Raw genomic sequence first — 18,111 nt, forward strand, 5'->3', positions numbered from 1 at the left:
AATGCAGCTGCTGAGCCGCGGCGACACCGGTCCGGCCGTCGCCGAGGTCCGCGCAGCCCTCCAGGCGCTGGGACTGGTCGAGCCGCCGGCATCCGGCGGACCCACCCCCGAACCCGGACGCTTCGACGGAGCCCTCGAGGACGCGGTCCGCGCCTTCCAGCAGAACCGCGGCCTGATCACCGACGGCATCGTGGGCCCGGCCACCTACCGGGCCCTGCGCGATGCCCGCTGGTCGCTCGGCGACCGCATGCTCTGCCTGCAGGCCTCGAACATCATGACGGGCGACGACGTGTTCGCCCTCCAGGAGCGCCTCCTCGAGCTCGGGTACGACTCCGGGCGGGCCGACGGCGTGTTCGGCCGCCAGACCGAGCAGGCGCTGCGCAGCTTCCAGCGCGACTACGGGATGGCGCCCGACGGCATCTGCGGGCCCCGCACCCTCCGCCACCTCGGCTACCTGGGCCGCAAGGTCACCGGTGGCCGTCCGGGCCTGCTGCGCGAGCAGGAGCGCCTGCACCGCGCCGGACCCCGGCTCTCCGGCAAGCGCATCGTGATCGATCCGGGTCACGGCGGCCCGAACCCCGGTGTCGCCGCGGGCGGGGTCACCGAGGCCGGCCTGATGTCGGACATCGCGCGGCGGCTCGAGGGGCGGATGTCCGCGGCCGGCATGGAGGCGCTGCTCTCGCACGGGCCGCACGACTGCCCCTCGGACGCCGAGCGGGCCGGGTTCGCGAACTCGGCGGGCGCGGACGTGGTGCTCTCGCTCCACGTCGACGCGAACCCGAGCCCCGCGGCCAACGGGCTCGCGGCGTTCCACTTCGGGACCGGGACCGGCGCCACCTCCACCGTCGGCGAGGCGCTGGCGGGGTACATCCACCGCGAGCTGCTCGCGCGCACCCGGATGCTCGACTGCGGGGTGCACCCGCGTCCGTGGGAGCTGCTGCGGCTGACCCGGATGCCCGCGGTCCGTGTCGAGATCGGGTACCTGACCAACGACCGCGACCGGGCGGCCCTGCTCGACCCGGCGTTCCGCGACGTCGTCGCCGAGGGCATCCTCGTCGCCGTCAAGCGCCTCTACCTGCTCGGACAGAACGACAAGCCGACCGGCACGTTCACGTTCTCCGACATCCTCCAGCGCGAGGAAGGCAGCCCGATCGGGGCGTAGGCCTCCGGCCATGTGAACGTTTTTGGTCGTTCCAGCGACCAAAAACGTTCACATGCGCGCAGCGCTAGCGAGGCGCCGGCGCACCCACCGGGGCGGCGGGCGCCGTCGTCACCGTCACCGACCCCAGGAGCTGGGCGATCGCCGCCTCGACGTCCTCCTTCCAGGAGAACCCGGTGCGCATCTCGAGCCGCAGGCGCGGCCAGCGGTGGTGCGGGGCGACCGTCTTGAACCCGACCGCGCGCAGGAACGCCACGGGTAGGACGCAGCTCGGGGTGTCGTCGGTGGTGCGGCCGTGGGCTTCGCCACGCGGCCGGTCCGCGGTGTCCCCGAACGCCTCCAGCGCCTTCACCCCGCGCCGGGACAGGTCACGCACGACGTCCTGGACGAGCAGCCGACCGACACCGCTCCCGCTGAAGTCGGGGACCACGTGCAGGCCGCAGAGCAGCACCGCGTCGGCGCCCACCGGCGCCGTCGGGAAGGCCGCGGCGCGGGGGACGGCGGCCGGGGGCGCGTAGAACGCGTAGCCGGCCGGGACCCCCTCGACGTGGGCGATCCGCCCGCAGGAGCCCCACTCGAGCAGGACCCCGGAGACCCAGGCCTCCTTCTCCAGCTCCAGCGTGCCGAACTCCTCGGCCTGGGCGCCCAGGTGCGGCGGGAGCTCCCAGTAGACGCACCGACGGCAGCCCTTGGGCAACTCGTCGATGTTGTCCAGGGTGACCCCGACACACTCTCGCGACACCGACACTCCCGTCCGATCGCGGGCCGGCCCCGGTGCGCCGGTCACGTCCCCGCCTCGCCCTGTCCTGCAGGAGGGCATGCGTACCCTCCCACGGCCCCGTCGACAATACGGGCGCCACCGATCGTGGCGCGGTCGGTGCCGAGCCTCGCACGGGCCCGCGACCCGACCGCGTACAGTCGGACGGCGATCCCTCCCGCCATGATCACGGAGAGTCGCCGATGACCGCGATGCCGCCCGACCCCCGCACCACCGGATCCCTCGGGACGGGCGCGGCGGCGGCGGGAGCGGCCGCGGAGGGCGACGCACGCGCCGCGGGCGACGCCGGCGACCCTCACCTGGACCGGTACGCCGCCCGGACCGCCGGGATGACCGCCTCCGAGATCCGCGCGCTGTTCGCGGTGGCCAGCCGGCCGGAGGTGGTCTCGCTCGCCGGCGGCATGCCGAACCTCGCCGCGCTCCCACTGGAGTCGCTGTCGGTGGAGGTCGCCGGCCTCGTCGCCGCCGAGGGGCAGAGCGCCCTGCAGTACGGCTCGGCCCAGGGCGTGCCGGTGCTGCGGGAGCAGATCGGCGACGTGATGGCGTTCGAGGCCGGCAGCCTGGGCGCCACCGGCGGGTTCGCACCCGACGACGTCGTGGTCACGGTCGGCTCGCAGTCGGCCCTCGACATGCTCACCCGCCTGTTCGTCGACCCGGGCGACGTCGTGCTCGCCGAGTCGCCGTCCTACGTCGGCGCGCTGGGCTCGTTCGCGGCCTACCAGGCCGAGGTCCGCCACGTCGCCATGGACGACGACGGGCTGATCCCCGCGGCGCTCGACGAGGCGCTGCAGCGGCTGGCCCGCGAGGGCAGGCGCGCCAAGTTCCTCTACACGGTGCCGAACTTCCACAACCCGGTCGGCGTCAGCCTCGCCGCGGACCGCCGCCCGGAGATCGTGGAGCTGTGCCGGCGCCACGGGGTGCTGATCGTCGAGGACAACCCGTACGGGCTGCTCGGCTTCGACGGCCAGACCTACCCGTCGCTGCGCTCGATGGACCCGGAGAACGTCGTCTACCTCGGCTCCTTCTCCAAGATCTTCGCGTCCGGCCTGCGCGTCGGCTGGGCGCTCGCCCCGCACGGGATCCGGGACAAGCTCGTCCTCGCGGCGGAGTCGGCCACGCTGTGCCCGCCCGCGTTCACCCAGCTCGTCGTCTCGCGCTACCTCGCGACGCACGACTGGCGCAGTCTGGTGAAGTCGTTCCGGGAGATGTACCGGGAGCGCTGCGAGGCGATGCTCGGCGCGCTGGAGACCCACCTGCCCGACGGGTGCCGCTGGACGCGTCCGCAGGGCGGGTTCTTCGTGTGGGCCACGGTCCCGGAGGGCGTCGACACCCGCGCGATGCTGCCGCGGGCCGTCACCGCACGGGTCGCGTACGCGTCCGGGACGGGCTTCCACGCGGACGGCTCCGGCAGCCGGCACATGCGCCTGTCGTTCTGCTACCCGCCGCCGGAGCGGATCACCGAGGGCGTGCGCCGCCTCGCCGGGGTGCTCGACGGCGAGCTGGACCTGCTACGGACCTTCGGCGTCGCGGGGCCCCGTCACGGGACGCCCGGAGGCCCCCAGGCACCCGCCGTCGACACCGCATGATCGCGGATTAGGGTCCCGGCCGTGACCGACCCGGCCAGGACCGACCGCACCGTCGCCGTGCTCGCCGGCGGCCTCTCCCACGAGCGGGAGGTCTCGTTGCGCTCGGGGCGGCGGATCGCCGCCGCCCTGCGCGACGCGGGCGCCGCCGTGGACGAGTGGGACACCGACGCGGCCCTGCTGGGTCGGCTGAACTCGTCCCGGCCGGACGCGGTCGTCGTCGCGCTGCACGGCGGCGAGGGCGAGAACGGGGCGGTGCAGAGCGTCCTGGAGCTGCTCGGGGTGCCGTACGTGGGCACCGAGGCACGCGCCTGCCGCCGGGCGCACGACAAGCCCTCGGCCAAGGCCGAGCTGCTCCGGGCGGGGCTCGACACCCCGGCCTGGGTGGCGCTGCCGCAGTCCACGTTCCGCGAGCTCGGTGCGGCCGGCGTCCTCGACGCGCTCGTCGGGAAGCTCGGCCTGCCCCTGATGCTCAAGCCCGACCAGGGCGGCTCCGCGCTGGGGGCGCAGGTCGTCCGCGACGCCGCGGAGCTCCCGTCGGCGATGGTCGGCGCCCTCGCCTACGGCGACACCGTCCTCGTGGAACGGTTCGTCGACGGCGTCGAGGTGGCGGTGTCGGTGGTCGACACCGGCGAGGGTCCGGTCGCGCTGCCCGCCGTCGAGGTCGAGCCCGGCAACGGCGTCTACGACTACACCGCCCGCTACACGGCGGGGCTGACCCGCTTCCACGGCCCGGCCCGGCTCCCCGACGAGACCGCCGAGCGGGTCGCCGCGGCCGCCGTCGCCGCGCACCGCGCCCTCGGGCTGCGCGACCTGTCCCGGACCGACGCCATCGTCGACGCCGGCGGCCGCGTGCAGGTCCTCGAGGTGAACGTGTCGCCGGGACTGACCGAGAACTCACTGCTGCCGCGGGCGGTCGCCGCCGCCGGCCGGGACCTCGGAGAGGTCTTCACCCGGCTCGTCGACCGCGCCGTCGCCCGGGGCGCCGAGGCGTAGCGGCGATCTCAGGGCGCCCTGAGATCGCCGCTGACGGCTTCGTGGATCACTCCGAGGGTGATGGGCCCGAAGTGCCCTCCGGGCCCATCAGACGGGCAATGCGCTCCAGATCCTCGACCGAACCGAACTCGACGACGATCCGGCCCTTGCGCTGGCCGAGCTCGACCTTCACGCGGGTGTCGTAGGCGTCCGAGAGCCGCTCGGCGAGGTCCTGGAGGCCCGGGGCGTGCAGCGGCTTGCGGGCGGGGGAGCGGCGCTTCGCCGACGACGACTCCTGGTCGCCCCGGGCGAGGGTCACGGCCTCCTCGGCGGCACGCACCGACATCCCCTCGGCGACGATGCGCGCGGCCAGCTCCTCCTGCGCCCCGGTGTCCTCGACACCGAGCAGCGCCCGGGCGTGGCCCGCCGAGAGGACGCCCGCGGCCACCCGGCGCTGTACCGCCACCGGCAGCCGGAGCAGCCGGATGGTGTTCGTGATCGCCGGCCTGCTGCGGCCGATGCGGTCCGCGAGCTGCTCGTGCGTCACGTCGAACTCGGTGAGCAGCTGCTGGTAGGCGGCCGCCTCCTCCAGCGGGTTGAGCTGGACACGGTGGATGTTCTCGAGCAGCGCGTCGCGCAGCAGGTCGTCGTCGGCGGTCTTGCGCACGATCGCCGGGATGTGCGCGAGCCCGGCCCGCTGGGCCGCCCGCCAGCGACGCTCGCCCATGACGAGCTCGTGGGTGACCTCGGCGCCGGCCTCGCCGGGCTCGGGCTCGTCGAGCTCGCGCACGACGATCGGCTGCAGCAGCCCGAACTCGCGCACGGAGTGCTCGAGCTCCGCGAGGGCCTCCTCGTCGAAGACCGTGCGCGGCTGGCGCGGGTTGGCGCGGATGCCGTCGACGCGGACCTCGCGGTAGACCGCGCCGGCGACCTCGCCGCCGTCGTCGCCGGGGCCCGGCGCCCGGCGGTTCGCCGTGGTCGGCGCCGTCCCGTTGGCGGACTCCGAGTGGATGGGAGAGCGCTGGCCGATGACGACGTCGGCCGCGCGGCTGCCCACCCCCGGCCGTTCGTCGGTCTCGGGCGGTCCGGTCGGGATCAGCGCGGCCAGGCCGCGGCCGAGGCCCCCTCGACGTTCGGTCATCCGTGATCCCCCGTGCTGCTCGCGGCGGCCGATTCCGTGCGGCGTTCGGCGACGGCGGCGCGCATGGCGAACTCCCGCGCCGCGTCGAGGTAGCTCATCGCGCCGCGCGACCCCGGGTCGTAGGTCAGCACGGTCTGCCCGAAGCCGGGCGCCTCGCTGACCTTGACGCTGCGCGGGATGACGGTCCGCAGCACGATGTCGCCGAAGTGGTCCCGGACCTCGTGCGTGACCTGGTCGGCGAGCTTCGTGCGCCCGTCGTACATGGTCAGCAGGATCGTCGAGACGTGCAGCGACGGGTTCAGGTGGGACTGCACCAGCCCGATGTTGCTCAGCAGCTGCGAGAGGCCCTCCAGCGCGTAGTACTCGCACTGGATCGGGATCAGCACCTCGGGGGCCGCGACCATCGCGTTCAACGTGAGCAGGCCGAGCGACGGGGGACAGTCGACCAGCACGTAGTCGACGTCGAGCCGGTCGAGCGCCTCGGTGGAGAGCGCCTGCCGCAGCCTGGACTCCCGATTCATCATCGACACCAGCTCGATCTCCGCGCCGGCCAGGTCGATCGTGGCGGGCACGCAGTAGAGGTCCTGCGACCGGTCGCAGACCTGCGCGGCCTGGTCGAGCGTGATCTCGCCGATGAGCACCTCGTAGATCGAGGGGACACCGCTGCGGTGGTCGACGCCGAGCGCGGTGCTCGCGTTGCCCTGCGGGTCGAGGTCGACGACGAGCACCCGGGCCCCGTGCAGGGCGAGCGCGGCGGCCAGGTTGACGGTGCTGGTCGTCTTGCCGACCCCGCCCTTCTGGTTGGCCACGGTGATGACCCGCCGGTGGGCGGGACGAGGCATCCGGTGGTCCTCGGGGTGGAGCACCCGGGCGGCCCGGGCGGCCTCCTCGGCGATGGGCGTCATGCCGCCGCCGTCGCCGTAGATGACCTCGCCCGCCCCGAGCACGCCCGCGCCCACCGTCGACACGGCGTCGCTGACGGCCTCACGCACCTTCTCGGCGCTCGACCGGTCGGGGCCGCGCCGCGTTTCACGTGGAACGCCGCCATGTCCTTCGGTCACGAGGATCGATCCTTCCTGCCACGACCGCGGCGCCCCGCACCGGGACCCGAGCCGGCAGCAGTTCGCCGCTCCGTTCGATGTACCACCACGATGTGCGTCGTGGCGTCTCCCGCGCCGCACGTCACGACCTCGACGTCGCCGGCTCCGGCGGCGCGGAGGTCGACCGCATCGCGCCGCACCTCGTCGTGCGCGCTCGCGCCCTTGAGCGCCGCGAGTCTCCCACCCGCCCGGACGAGGGGCATCGTCCATGTGGCGAGACGCCCGATCGGCGCCACGGCCCGCGCCGTCACCACGTCGAACTCCCCGCACGCCCGCCGGGTCTCCCGCTCCTCCGCCCGCCCACGACGGACGACGACCTCGAGTCCCAGGGTCGCCACGACCTCCTCCAGCCACGCCACCCGACGGGCCATCGGCTCCAGGAGGGTGACGGTCAGGTCCGGCCGCGCGAGGGCCAGCGGGATGCCGGGGAGGCCCGCACCCGACCCGACGTCGAGCACCGTCGAGGCCGGTGGCACCACCCGGCCCACGTAGGCGGAGTTGACCAGGTGCCGGTCCCAGATCCGGGGTAGCTCCCGCGGCCCGATCACACCCTGCTCGCGTCCGGGCCCGGCGAGCAGGTCCGCGTACTGCCGGGCACGGGGGAGCGCGTCCCCGAAGAGCTCCACCGCCTCCGCGGTGGGCTCGGTCGGTCCGGTCTCGCCGGAGCCGTCCCCCGCGGGCGCATGGTCCTGCCCGTCGATCGTCACGCCTGCCGTCCCCGGGAGCGCGTTCCACGTGAAACGCGGGCCGTCGCCGCGCCGTCCATGCTCAGCTGCCGGGGAGAACGACCACGCGACGACGGGGCTCCTCGCCCTCGCTCTCGCTGTGGACGCCGTCGACGCTCGCGACCGCGTCGTGCACGATCTTGCGCTCGAACGGCGTCATCGGCCGGAGCTTCTGGCTCTCGCCGCTCTCCTTGACCTCCTCCGCCGCCCGCCTGCCGAGCTCGGTCAGCTCCGAGCGCCGGTTCGAGCGCCAGCCGGCGATGTCGAGCATCAGCCGGTTGCGGGTGCCGGTCGACTGCTGCACCGCCAGGCGCGTCAGCTCCTGGAGGGCCTCCAGGACGTCACCGCGCTGCCCGACGAGCTTCTCGAGGTCCTTGCCGCCGTCGATGCTCACGATCGCGCGCCCGGCCTCCACGTCGAGGTCGATGTCCCCGTCGAAGTCGAGGATGTCGAGGAGGCGCTCGAGGTAGTCACCGGCGATGTCGCCCTCGCGCACCAGGACGTCCTGGCTGGAGCGCTCGGCGCCCTCGTTCGGCGCGGCATCCTCTGCGCGGCCGTCCGACTCCAGGGTCTCGGACACGGCTTGTCTCCTCTCGCCGGGGCCGCGGGCGGCCCTCCGGTTCCCGGCTCACCGATCCTCGACGGTCGAGGCACGGCGCTCGGGGGTGGGGAATGGGGGGTGGTGGGCGAGCGCCCCGGGCGGGCTCCGGGTCCCGGGGGGACACCGGGCCGGCCGGGGTCAGCGTCGCTTCTTCGACTTCTTGCCGCCGCCCGGGCGTCCGGACGAGGCGAGCTGCTGGCCGGACCGGCCGCCGTTGTTCTTGCCGGGGGAGCCGTTCTTCCCGGACCCGTTCTTCCCCGCCGGCGAGGACACCTTGCCGGGCGCCGCCCGGCCGCTGCCCTTGCCCGAGGCCGGGCGGGCGCCGGGCTTCGGCGTGGTGCCGACGGCGCCGTTCGCGGCGCCCGACGGGGCGTCCACCGGCTCGTCCGCGGGGGCGTCCTCGGGCTCGGCCGACGACTCCAGCTCCTCGGGCCGCTTGGGCTTCTGGCCGGGCTTCGGGGCGAGCAGGTCGCGCTGCTCGGCCGCCTGTGCGCGCCGCTCCTGCTCCTCGCGGGCGATCTTCCCGTACACGTACCACTGCTGGGTCAGCGTCCAGGAGTTGTTGGAGAGCCAGTACAGCAGGATCGCAATCGGGAAGAAGGCACCGAACACCAGCACGCCGATGGGGAAGAGCCACATCGTCAGCTTCTGCATGATCGCGGCCTGCGGGTTCGCCGCGGAGGCCGCCGTCTGGTGCTGCACCGAGATGCGGGCGGTGAAGTGGGTCGCGACGCTGGCGATGATCATCAGCGGCAGCGCCACCGGGATGACGTGCGCGTTGAAGCTGGAGAAGTTCAGCGAGAAGTGGCCGAGCTCCTGGGTGCCGCCGGAGATCGCCTCCGAGAGCTTCACGCCGAGGATGTCGGCGTTGTTGAAGGAGACGACGTCGGCGCGGCTGAAGACGTAGTTGTACGGGTAGTTCGGCTGGAAGCCCCGCAGCACGTGGAACAGACCGATGAACACCGGCAGCTGCACGAGGACCGGCAGGCAGCCGCCCAGCGGGTTGACGCCGTGCTCCTTCTGGAGCTTCTGCATCTCCTCCGCGAGCTTCTGCTTGTCGTTCTTGTACTTCTCCTGCAGCTTCTTGATCTGCGGCTGGAACTCCTGCATCTTCCGCATCGAGCGGACCTGGCTGACGAACGGCTTGAACAGCAGCGCGCGCAGCGTGAAGACCAGGAAGATGACCGACAGCGCCCAGGCGAACCCGTTGTCGGCGCCCAGCGCGAAGCCGAACACCTTGTGCCAGAACCACAGGATGGCCGACACCGGGTAGTAGATGAAGTTCAGCACTTCGCTTGCTCCTCGCTGATGGGGGCTCCGGCTCCCCGGGGGGCAGTGCGGTCAGACGGGTCGGCGGGTGGTCCGCCCGCCCCGGGTGGGTCAGGGACCGGTTCCGGGACGACGACGCCGTCCGGGTCGCGGCTCCGACGTGGAGGTACGGGGTCCAGACCCCCAGGGTGCCAGGGCGCGCACTTGAGCAGGCGCACGGTGGCCAGTCCCGTGCCCCGGAGGACTCCGTGGACCCGGAGCGCCTCGACGGCGTAGGCGCTGCAGCTCGGGTGGAAGCGGCAATGGGGGAGGAACAGCGGGGAGATCCAGCGTCGGTAGACGCCGAGGACGGCGATCAGCAGCCGGGCGGCCGGGCCCGGGGGCGAGTCCGGCAGCGCCGGTGTCCCGATCTCCACGTCGCCCACTCCCGTCGGTTTCCCGTGAAACCACGCCGCGTCGTGATCGCGGAGCTCGCCGGGGCCTGCGACCGGCCCCAGCGACCATGGTGCCCGCGACGGGCCGGGAGGGCGACCGTCGTCGGTACGCGACCACGCGGTCGTCGTACCCATCGGCCGGTCTACCCGGACCCGACGACGGCCGGCCCCGGACACTCCGCGGGGCGCGGGTCCGGGGTGAACCCCAGCCGCCGCAGGGCCGCGTCGAGGTCGGCGCCGAGCTCGGCCGAGGACGACCCCGCCGCCGCCGGGTGCGCCCGGACGACCAGCGCGGTCCCGTCCGGGAGGCCCGCGAGGCGCTCGCCCACCAGGTGTCGCAGTCGGCGGGTCACCCGGTGTCGCTCGACCGAGCCACCGACGGTGCGCCCGACGACGAAGCCGGCGCGCGACCCGTCGTCGTCACCGGTCAGGACGTGCACCGACAACCGGCGCCGGCCGGCCTTGCGGCCGCGACGCAGGATCCGCCGGAAGTCGTCGGGCCGACGGACCCGGCACGGGCGCGGCAGCACGGACTCGAGCCCGGCGGGTCGGGTGCGGGCCGTCAGGCGCTGAGGGCGGAACGGCCCTTGCGGCGCCGGTTCGCCAGCACCGCACGACCGGCGCGCGTGCTCATCCGCAGCCGGAAGCCGTGGGTCTTCGACCGACGACGGTTGTTCGGCTGGAACGTGCGCTTGCCCTTGGCCACGACTGAGAACTCCTGCGTCAGCTCACCCCGGTGTCGGGGGAGCGCGGCTGTGCCGGGTGCACGCCGAAGCCCCAGGGCGTTCCCTGGGCGTGGCGGACCCGGATCCGGTCGTGACCAGCGTAGCCGAGACCTCGCCCCACCCCCCACGGCGGGCCCCGGCGCCCGACCGGCAGGATGATCAGGATCGTCCGCCCACTGACGGCCGGACGGGTGGCCGGGAGAGGTTGTGGCCCGGCGCGAGGCCTTGTTAGCGTCTCGCACCCCGCCAACGCTCCAGCCGCATCGATGGGTCCCCGCGGTCGTTTCCGTGGTCAGGCTCCGGCGGTCGGCGTCGTCCCGGGGCCACGGAACCGGACCTGCCGCCCCAGGCGGCATACTCGGTGCGAACCCTGGGGGCGGGGGCTCGCGCCGCCGTCGCGCGCACGTCGTGCACAGTTGTGGACAACTCTGTGGATTCGTGCGCGATCACGGGCGTGACGTGCGCGGACTCACCAGGAGACCGGGTGCGCAGGGGGACGGACTTCAGGGAGGGTCGGCCATGTCGGACCAACTCTCCGATCTCGACGAGACCTGGACCCGCGTCGTCACGGAGCTCACGTCCGGCTCCGCCGACGGGCCCGCGCTGTCCGCGCAGCAGCGCGCGTGGGTCCGCGTCACGCGCCCCCTCGGCCTCCTCGACGACACCGCACTGCTCGCCGCGCCGAGCGAGTTCGCCAAGGAGGCGATCGAGCGGGCGCTGCGCGACCCGATCGTCGACGCCCTCTCCCGCCACATCGGCCGCCCGGTCCAGCTCGCCGTCCGGGTGGACCACAGCGCCCGGTCGTCCGCCGAGTCGGGACCGGAGACCTCGCCGCTGCCGCGGCTGCCCGGCAACGCCGGCGCCGCGCTCGCGGGCGACGGCGGCTACGCCCCGACGACCTTCGGCCAGGGCTACGACGACGGCGGACCCGACACCGGGTACCTGACCGGCTCGGCCCCGGACCACCACCGCTCGCACCGCGCCGACGCGATCGCGGCCGCGGCGGGCGTCGGGCAGGTAACCCACAACCCGGACCAGGCGCACCCCGAGGAGGAGGTCGACGAGGTCAACGACGGCCTCGCCGCCGTGCACGAGATCTGGAGCCCGCCGGGGCGGACCCCGACGCCGGGCCGGATCGACGGGGACGGCGCCATCGCCTCCCCCGAGCCCACCGGCGGCGACGCGCGCGGCGCGCCCCGCTCGCAGACCCGGCTCAACGAGAAGTACCTCTTCGACACCTTCGTCATCGGCGCCTCGAACCGCTTCGCCCACGCCGCGGCGGTCGCGGTCGCCGAGGCCCCCGCGCGGGCCTACAACCCGCTCTTCGTCTGGGGCGACTCCGGACTCGGCAAGACGCACCTGCTGCACGCCGTCGGGCACTACGCCCAGCGCCTCTTCTCCGGCATGCGCGTGCGCTACGTGTCGACCGAGGAGTTCACCAACGACTTCATCAACTCGCTGCGCGACGACCGCAAGATCGCGTTCCAGCGGCGTTACCGGGACGTCGACGTGCTGCTGGTCGACGACATCCAGTTCCTGGAGGGCAAGGAAGGGACCCAGGAGGAGTTCTTCCACACCTTCAACACGCTGCACAACGCGAACAAGCAGATCGTCGTCTCTTCCGACCGGCCGCCGAAGCGCCTGGAGACTCTCGAGGACCGGCTCCGGACGCGGTTCGAGTGGGGCCTGATCACCGACATCCAGCCGCCCGAGCTGGAGACCCGGATCGCCATCCTGCGCAAGAAGGCCGCCGGCGAGCGGATGGCCGCGCCGCCCGAGGTCCTCGAGTTCATCGCCGACCGCATCGAGCGCAACATCCGCGAGCTCGAGGGCGCGCTGATCCGGGTCACGGCGTTCGCGTCGCTGAACCGGCAGCCGATCGACCTCCAGCTCGCCGAGATCGTGCTGCGCGACCTCATCCCGGACTCGCGCCAGTCCGAGATCACCGCGCCGACGATCATGGCGGTGACCGCGGAGTTCTACGGGGTCTCCATCGACGACCTCACCGGCCCGGGGAAGACGAAGGCGCTCGCGCTGTCGCGCCAGATCGCGATGTACCTGTGCCGCGAGCTCACCGACCTCTCGCTGCCGCGGATCGGCCAGACCTTCGGCAACCGCGACCACACCACGGTCATGCACGCGGACAAGAAGATCCGCAAGGAGATGGCCGAGCGGCGCCGGACCTACGAGCAGGTCCAGGAGCTCACCGCGCGCATCAAGCAGCGCGCGCGGGGCTGAGCCCCGGTCCGGCACGCACGAGTCCGGGACGCCTGCGGTTTCCCGCCCCGACCGGATCGTCGTGTCGCGGCGCCGGGGACGGTTCGCCGGCCGGCCGTGGCCGTCCTGTCGCGGCGTCCAGTGGCACCAGGGCGGCCTTGTCGCGCTGAATCCGAACGACAAGGCGGGCCGGGCAGCACCGAAGACCGCGACAAGGCCCTCATCTCGCCCGGCTCTCCGTCACCCGTCCTGCGGCCTGTCGCGCCGAACGGCACCCCACGCACGTCGTCCTGCGACGGGCCGGACGCTCGACGGCGGTGATCGTCGACGGCTGTCGCCCCGCCCGCCGGTGGTCACCCCGCGTCGGCGATCACCGGCAGATTCTGCACACAGCGTCACAGCGGATCGGGCACCGACCACCGGACGGGACGTCCCGCACCCGATCGACCGCATCGGGACGGCCGGTCCTCGCCCGGCGGGCCCCGCCCGTCGTGCCCCGGTTGCACTGCGCAGTCGTTCGACTCCCGATCGACCCACAGTTGGGGACAAGTCTGTGGACACCTGTGCGTCGAGGGGTGGACGGATCCGGGACGGAGGTCGTCCACCGTCGGTTGTCCACCCCACACGCCGATCCGTCCCCGGATCCGGGGATCGCCGGCGCGTCCCGCTCCACACCACGTCGATCACTCCGACCAGCGTCGACGCCGGTACTCCACAGCGCCCACAGGACCTACTGTCACTGCTGTTCTTTCTCTCTAGGAGGAACTACAGAAGACCAGGGTTGGGGAGCGTCGCGGGCCGTGGCGCTGCACAGGGCCGGAGTGTCGGACCCCCCTGTCAGGCTCTACCGTGACGACCTGCCCGATCCCGTCCGTCCCACCTCTCGTCCGATGCCTGGAGGACAGCGATGAAGTTCCGCGTGGAGCGCGACGCCTTCGCCGACGCGGTGGCCTTCGTCGCGCGCAGCCTGCCCAGCCGTGCGCCCGTGCCGGTGCTCGGCGGCGTCCTGCTGGACGCGGCGGACGACGGCGCCCTGACCGTGTCGGGGTTCGACTACGAGGTCTCGGCCCGGGTCGAGGTCCCGGCCATGATCGGCGACGGTGGTCGCGCGCTCGTGTCGGGCCGGCTGCTGGCCGACATCACCCGGTCGCTGCCGCCGCACCCGGTCGACATCACGGTCGAGGGTCCTCGCGCCTCCCTGACGTGCGGGAACGCCCGCTTCAGCCTCCCGACGATGTCCGCCGAGGACTACCCGCAGCTCCCCGAGATGCCCCCGGTGGTCGGGCAGCTCGCCCCGGAGGTCTTCGCCCGGGCCGTCTCGCAGGTCGCCGTCGCGGCCGGCCGGGACGACACGCTGCCGATGTTGACCGGCATCCGCGTCGAGATCGACGGGCCGTCGCTGACGATGGCCGCCACCGACCGCTTCCGTCTCGCGGTCCGCGAGTTCACCTGGGAGCCCGGCGAGGACGGCCCGACGTCCGCCGACGGCGAGTCCACGGCCATCCTCGCGCCGGCCAAGACGCTCTCCGAGGCGGCCAAGACGCTGACCGCCTCGGGCTCGAAGATCGAGCTGGCGCTGGGCCGCGGGGACGGCCTGCTCGGGCTTTCCGGCGGAGGGCGCCGATCGACCACCCGGCTGCTCGACGCCGAGTTCCCCCGCTACCGCCAGCTGCTCCCCAAGGAGCACACCTCGGCCGCGGTCGTCGAGATCGCCCCGCTCGTCGACGCCATCAAGCGCGTCTCGCTGGTCGCCGAGCGCGGCACCCAGGTCCGCCTCGAGTTCGACGAGGGTTCGCTGCGGCTCACCGCGGGCGGCGACGACGAGGGCAGCGCCGAGGAGCAGCTCCCGTGCTCGTTCGCCGGTGAGCCGCTGACGATCGCGTTCAACCCCGGCTACCTGCTCGACGGCCTCGGCGCGCTCGGCGCGGACGCGGCCCACCTGTCGTTCACCACCCCGAGCCGGCCCGCGCTGCTGCGCCCGGCCGCCGCGCCGGGCGAGGACGCGCCCGCCGAGGGCGAGGTGGGGACCGACGAGGCCTCGACGACGGCGGTCGAGCCCGGCCCCGGCGGCGACGTCGAGCTCCCCGAGCCGCGCCCGGGGTACCTCTACCTGCTCATGCCGGTCCGCCTGCCCGGCTGATGAGCGGACCCGTCCGGGCCGCACCGTGACCGGGCGGCCCGGGAGCGGGTACGAAGGGATCGGCCCCGGCGCCACCGCCGGGGAACGCACGGAACCGGCGCTGGGGACGAGGGAGCGGATCGCGGTGCAGCTGGGGATGGTCGGGCTCGGTCGGATGGGCGGCAACATGGCCGAGCGGCTGCGCGCCGCCGGCCACGAGGTCGTCGGGTACGCGAACGACGGGTCGGGCGACGTGCAGTCGCTCGGCGAGCTGGTCAAGGCCCTGGCGGCACCACGCACGGTGTGGCTCATGGTGCCCTCGGGCGAGCCGACGCACTCGACGGTGCGCAGCCTCGCCGACCTCCTGGAGGAGGGCGACCTCGTCGTCGACGGCGGCAACAGCCGCTTCACCGACGACACCGAGCACGCCGAGCTGCTCTCCGGCCACGGCGTCCACTACGCCGACTGCGGGGTGTCCGGCGGCGTGTGGGGGCGCACCGAGGGCTACGGCCTCATGGCCGGCGGCGCCGACGCCGACATCGAGCGGCTCATGCCGGTCTTCGACGCGCTGCGCCCGGAGGGACCCCGCGAGGAGGGGTTCGCGCACGCCGGGCCGGTCGGGGCCGGGCACTACGCGAAGATGGTCCACAACGGTGTCGAGTACGGCCTCATGCAGGCCTACGCCGAGGGCTACGAGCTGCTCTCGGCGGGCGGCCCGGTGACCGACGTCGGCGCGGTGATGAAGGCCTGGAGCCGCGGCACCGTGGTGCGCAGCTGGCTGCTCGACCTCATGGTCCGCGCGCTGGAGGCCGACCCGCACCTCGACCAGATCACCGGCTACGCCGAGGACTCCGGCGAGGGCCGCTGGACGGTGGACGAGGCGATCGTGCACGCGGTGCCGCTGCCGGTGATCTCGGCGGCGCTGTTCGCCCGGTTCGCCTCGCGCCAGACCGACTCGCCGGCGATGAAGGCCGTCGCCGCGCTGCGGGCCCAGTTCGGCGGGCATGCCACGCGCAAGGCCGGGGAGGCCGCCAACGAGCCGCCGACGGGCGGCTAGACGACACCGTGTACGTGAGGGAGCTGTCGGTCACCGACTTCCGGTCGTGGCCGCAGGCCGACCTGAGCCTCACCCCCGGGGTCACCGTGCTGGTCGGCGCCAACGGCCAGGGCAAGACCAACCTCGTCGAGGCGGTCGGCTACCTCGCCACGCTGTCCTCGCACCGGGTGTCCTCGGACGCGCCGCTGGTTCGGCGGGGGGCCGCCGCGGCGGTCGTGCGGGCGACGGCGGTGAACGAGGGCCGCGAGCTCACGGTGCAGGTGGAGATCCAGCCGGGCAAGGCGAACCGCGCCCGCGTCAACCGGTCCCCGGTGCCCCGCCCGCGGGAGATCCTGGGCATCGTCCGGACGGTGGTGTTCGCCCCCGAGGACCTCGCCCTGGTCCGCGGCGACCCTGGTGAGCGCCGGGCCTTCCTCGACGACCTCCTCGTGGCGCGCGCCCCGCGCTGGGCGGGGGTGCGCAGCGAGTACGACAAGGTGCTGCGGCAGCGGTCGGCGCTGCTCAAGTCCGCGCGCTCGGCCCGGGGCGCGCGGGAGGCGGGCACGCTCGAGGTGTGGGACGCCCACCTCGCGCGCACCGGGGCGTCCCTCACCGCGGGCCGGATCCTGCTCGCCCGGGCTCTCGCGCCGCACGTCACCGCCGCGTACGCGGACGTCGCCCCGGAGTCGGTGCCGGTCGGGGCGCGCTACCGCTCCCGGGTGGAGGCGGTCGACGCGCTGGCCGGGCCGGACGCCCCCACGGGTGAGGACGCCGAACCCGACGACGTGACGGGCGGCCCGCGGTACGCCGCCCTCGCCGCGGAGCTCGAGACGGAGCTGCTGGAGGAGATCGGCCGGCGCCGCGACCAGGAGATCGAGCGCGGGGTCTCGCTCGTGGGCCCGCACCGCGACGACCTGGAGCTCACCCTCGGGGACGGGCCGGCGAAGGGCTACGCCAGCCACGGCGAGTCGTGGGCGCTGGCCCTGGCCCTGCGCCTCGGTGGGTTCGAGCTGCTGCGCTCCGAGGGCTCGGAGCCGGTGCTGATCCTCGACGACGTCTTCGCCGAGCTGGACTCACGCCGCCGGGAGGCCCTCGCCCGAACGGCGGCGCGCGCCGAACAGGTCCTGGTGACGGCGGCGGTGGACGACGACGTGCCCGCTGTCCTGGAGGGAGCACGCTTCGTCATCGAGGACGGCACGGTGCGTGACGAGGTCGCCTCGTGACGAATGATCGGAGTGGGCACTGATGAGCCGAATCGGTGAAGAAGGCCCGGATTCTGGGGACAGACCTGTGGATGCTGTGGACAACTTGTTCAGCATCGCCGGTCTCGACCCCTCCGAGGGCCCGGATCCGGGGTCTGACCTGCGACGTGGACCGGGGAACGCCGTCCACACCCCGGGTACGGACCGCGACGCGGTCGCGCTGCCGCCGGCCCGCCTCGGTCCCCGGCGCCACACGGACGGCCGTGCGGCCGATACCGAGGGTGTTGTCGAGGACCCGGTGGAGCCTGCTTCGACCGGGTCCCCCGAGGCGGCCGCCGACCGTGACTCCGCCGATCCCGCCGCCCCGGCCGACGGCGCTGCGCCCCGCGGCGCCGACATCGCCCGTGCGGCCCTCGACGCCGCCCGCGCCCGGCGGGCCGAGCGGGGCGGGGACTCGCGCGGCGCGACCCGACGCACCGTCCGGCGGGGCGACCCGGGCGACGGCGCCCGACGCCGTCGTCGCTCCTGGTCGGGCGCGGGGTCCGACGACCGCGACCCGCAGCCGCTCGGCCGGGTCGCCTCCCGGCTCTCGGCCCAGCGGGGGTGGGCGCCGAAGCTCGCGAACGGGTCGGTGTTCGGCCGCTGGGCCGAGCTGGTGGGCCCCGAGGTCGCCGAGCACGCCACGCCGACGGCCCTGCGCGACGGCGAGCTGACCGTCCAGGCCGACTCGACGGCGTGGGCGACACAGCTGCGCCTGCTCCAGCGCCAGCTCCTCGCGAAGATCGCGGCGGGCCTCGGCAACGGCGTCGTCACCGGCATGCGCATTCACGGTCCGTCGGCACCGAGCTGGCGGCGGGGCCCGCGGCACGTCTCCGGTCGGGGCCCGCGCGACACGTACGGCTGAGCGCGCGCTGTCCGGGCCCAGGACGCCGGCGGGGCCCGTGGCGGCCGGTCGGACCCTCCCGCAGTCGCGCCAGGCGCTCTGCGACGCGCTCAACAGGCGGACCGGCCCGTTCTGGCGTGGGTCGACCAGTAGACTGTAGGAGG

17 protein-coding genes are annotated in these 18,111 nt (G+C 74.1%); 8 read left to right on the top strand and 9 right to left on the bottom strand.

The genetic code is table 11. The features are described 5' to 3' along the window. The first annotated feature begins 1 nt into the window (after nucleotide 1). Entirely contained in the window at nucleotides 2-1,162 is a 1,161-nt protein-coding gene (locus LQ327_RS06920; RefSeq protein ID WP_308286264.1) for an N-acetylmuramoyl-L-alanine amidase, read from the top strand. A 64-nt stretch (nucleotides 1,163-1,226) separates the two neighbouring features. On the opposite strand, the gene LQ327_RS06925 is transcribed toward LQ327_RS06920, so the two are convergent. After that, the gene (locus LQ327_RS06925; protein ID WP_230730788.1) at nucleotides 1,227-1,901 is read right to left on the bottom strand and encodes a GNAT family N-acetyltransferase; all 675 of its coding nucleotides are present in this window, start codon (nucleotides 1,899-1,901) and stop codon (nucleotides 1,227-1,229) included. 218 nt (nucleotides 1,902-2,119) lie between these two features. Here LQ327_RS06925 and LQ327_RS06930 point away from each other — a divergent pair, with 218 nt between their 5' ends. Further along, the gene (locus LQ327_RS06930) at nucleotides 2,120-3,523 is read left to right on the top strand and encodes an aminotransferase-like domain-containing protein (protein ID WP_230730790.1); all 1,404 of its coding nucleotides are present in this window, start codon (nucleotides 2,120-2,122) and stop codon (nucleotides 3,521-3,523) included. A 21-nt stretch (nucleotides 3,524-3,544) separates the two neighbouring features. Further along, nucleotides 3,545-4,516, top strand: coding sequence for a D-alanine--D-alanine ligase family protein (locus tag LQ327_RS06935; protein WP_230730792.1), 972 nt, complete (start codon nucleotides 3,545-3,547; stop codon nucleotides 4,514-4,516). 46 nt (nucleotides 4,517-4,562) lie between these two features. Here the strand turns inward: LQ327_RS06935 and LQ327_RS06940 are convergent, their stop codons facing one another. The 8 genes from LQ327_RS06940 to rpmH form a co-directional block, all read right to left on the bottom strand. Next, nucleotides 4,563-5,636, bottom strand: coding sequence for a ParB/RepB/Spo0J family partition protein (locus tag LQ327_RS06940; protein WP_230730795.1), 1,074 nt, complete (start codon nucleotides 5,634-5,636; stop codon nucleotides 4,563-4,565). Further along, nucleotides 5,633-6,541, bottom strand: a complete 909-nt coding sequence (locus tag LQ327_RS06945) for a ParA family protein (RefSeq protein ID WP_230733128.1) — start codon at nucleotides 6,539-6,541, stop codon at nucleotides 5,633-5,635. Before LQ327_RS06945 ends, LQ327_RS06940 begins: the two co-directional genes overlap by 4 nt. Nucleotides 6,542-6,693: 152 nt before the next feature. Then, nucleotides 6,694-7,437, bottom strand: a complete 744-nt coding sequence (gene rsmG, locus LQ327_RS06950) for a 16S rRNA (guanine(527)-N(7))-methyltransferase RsmG (RefSeq protein WP_372460650.1) — start codon at nucleotides 7,435-7,437, stop codon at nucleotides 6,694-6,696. Nucleotides 7,438-7,504: 67 nt separating this feature from the next. Continuing rightward, nucleotides 7,505-8,041, bottom strand: a complete 537-nt coding sequence (locus LQ327_RS06955) for a Jag family protein (RefSeq protein ID WP_230730809.1) — start codon at nucleotides 8,039-8,041, stop codon at nucleotides 7,505-7,507. A gap of 159 nt (nucleotides 8,042-8,200) precedes the next feature. Continuing rightward, entirely contained in the window at nucleotides 8,201-9,352 is a 1,152-nt protein-coding gene (gene yidC, locus LQ327_RS06960; RefSeq protein ID WP_230730810.1) for a membrane protein insertase YidC, read from the bottom strand. Then, complete coding sequence (gene yidD / locus LQ327_RS06965) at nucleotides 9,346-9,900, bottom strand: membrane protein insertion efficiency factor YidD (RefSeq protein WP_308286265.1); 555 nt, start codon at nucleotides 9,898-9,900, stop codon at nucleotides 9,346-9,348. Before yidD ends, yidC begins: the two co-directional genes overlap by 7 nt. 8 nt (nucleotides 9,901-9,908) lie before the next feature. Continuing rightward, nucleotides 9,909-10,295: a ribonuclease P protein component gene (rnpA, locus tag LQ327_RS06970; RefSeq protein ID WP_230730812.1), complete on the bottom strand. Its 387-nt coding sequence runs from the start codon at nucleotides 10,293-10,295 to the stop codon at nucleotides 9,909-9,911. Nucleotides 10,296-10,327: 32 nt separating this feature from the next. After that, nucleotides 10,328-10,471, bottom strand: a complete 144-nt coding sequence (gene rpmH, locus LQ327_RS06975) for a 50S ribosomal protein L34 (RefSeq protein ID WP_230730815.1) — start codon at nucleotides 10,469-10,471, stop codon at nucleotides 10,328-10,330. A gap of 538 nt (nucleotides 10,472-11,009) precedes the next feature. On the opposite strand from rpmH, the gene dnaA reads away from it, so the two are divergent. The 5 genes from dnaA to LQ327_RS07000 all read left to right on the top strand — a co-directional run bounded on the left by dnaA (nucleotide 11,010) and on the right by LQ327_RS07000 (nucleotide 17,968). Continuing rightward, nucleotides 11,010-12,728: a chromosomal replication initiator protein DnaA gene (gene dnaA / locus LQ327_RS06980; RefSeq protein WP_230730820.1), complete on the top strand. Its 1,719-nt coding sequence runs from the start codon at nucleotides 11,010-11,012 to the stop codon at nucleotides 12,726-12,728. A gap of 886 nt (nucleotides 12,729-13,614) precedes the next feature. Continuing rightward, entirely contained in the window at nucleotides 13,615-14,847 is a 1,233-nt protein-coding gene (dnaN, locus tag LQ327_RS06985; protein WP_230730823.1) for a DNA polymerase III subunit beta, read from the top strand. A gap of 136 nt (nucleotides 14,848-14,983) precedes the next feature. Beyond that, complete coding sequence (gene gnd / locus LQ327_RS06990; RefSeq protein WP_230733132.1) at nucleotides 14,984-15,883, top strand: phosphogluconate dehydrogenase (NAD(+)-dependent, decarboxylating); 900 nt, start codon at nucleotides 14,984-14,986, stop codon at nucleotides 15,881-15,883. Nucleotides 15,884-15,891: 8 nt separating this feature from the next. Continuing rightward, nucleotides 15,892-17,085 (top strand): DNA replication/repair protein RecF, encoded by a 1,194-nt coding sequence (gene recF / locus LQ327_RS06995; RefSeq protein ID WP_230730824.1) that lies wholly within the window; start codon nucleotides 15,892-15,894, stop codon nucleotides 17,083-17,085. Nucleotides 17,086-17,362: 277 nt separating this feature from the next. After that, a complete protein-coding gene (locus tag LQ327_RS07000) occupies nucleotides 17,363-17,968 on the top strand; it encodes a DciA family protein (protein ID WP_372460617.1) in 606 nt (201 codons plus the stop codon). The last annotated feature ends 143 nt before the right edge of the window (nucleotides 17,969-18,111 follow it).

The organism is Actinomycetospora endophytica, from assembly GCF_021026375.1.
In the GTDB taxonomy this organism is placed as follows: Bacteria; Actinomycetota; Actinomycetes; order Mycobacteriales; family Pseudonocardiaceae; genus Actinomycetospora; species Actinomycetospora endophytica.

Excerpts from the sequence above, each read along its gene's own strand:
- LQ327_RS06920 (WP_308286264.1), top strand. The coding sequence starts at position 2 with ATGCAGCTGCTGAGCCGCGGCGACACCGGTCCGGCCGTCGCCGAGGTC.
- LQ327_RS06930 (WP_230730790.1), top strand. The coding sequence starts at position 2,120 with ATGACCGCGATGCCGCCCGACCCCCGCACCACCGGATCCCTCGGGACG.
- LQ327_RS06940 (WP_230730795.1), bottom strand. The coding sequence starts at position 5,636 with ATGACCGAACGTCGAGGGGGCCTCGGCCGCGGCCTGGCCGCGCTGATC.
- LQ327_RS06945 (WP_230733128.1), bottom strand. The coding sequence starts at position 6,541 with ATGACGCCCATCGCCGAGGAGGCCGCCCGGGCCGCCCGGGTGCTCCAC.
- yidD (WP_308286265.1), bottom strand. The coding sequence starts at position 9,900 with ATGGGTACGACGACCGCGTGGTCGCGTACCGACGACGGTCGCCCTCCC.
- dnaA (WP_230730820.1), top strand. The coding sequence starts at position 11,010 with ATGTCGGACCAACTCTCCGATCTCGACGAGACCTGGACCCGCGTCGTC.
- dnaN (WP_230730823.1), top strand. The coding sequence starts at position 13,615 with ATGAAGTTCCGCGTGGAGCGCGACGCCTTCGCCGACGCGGTGGCCTTC.
- gnd (WP_230733132.1), top strand. The coding sequence starts at position 14,984 with ATGGTCGGGCTCGGTCGGATGGGCGGCAACATGGCCGAGCGGCTGCGC.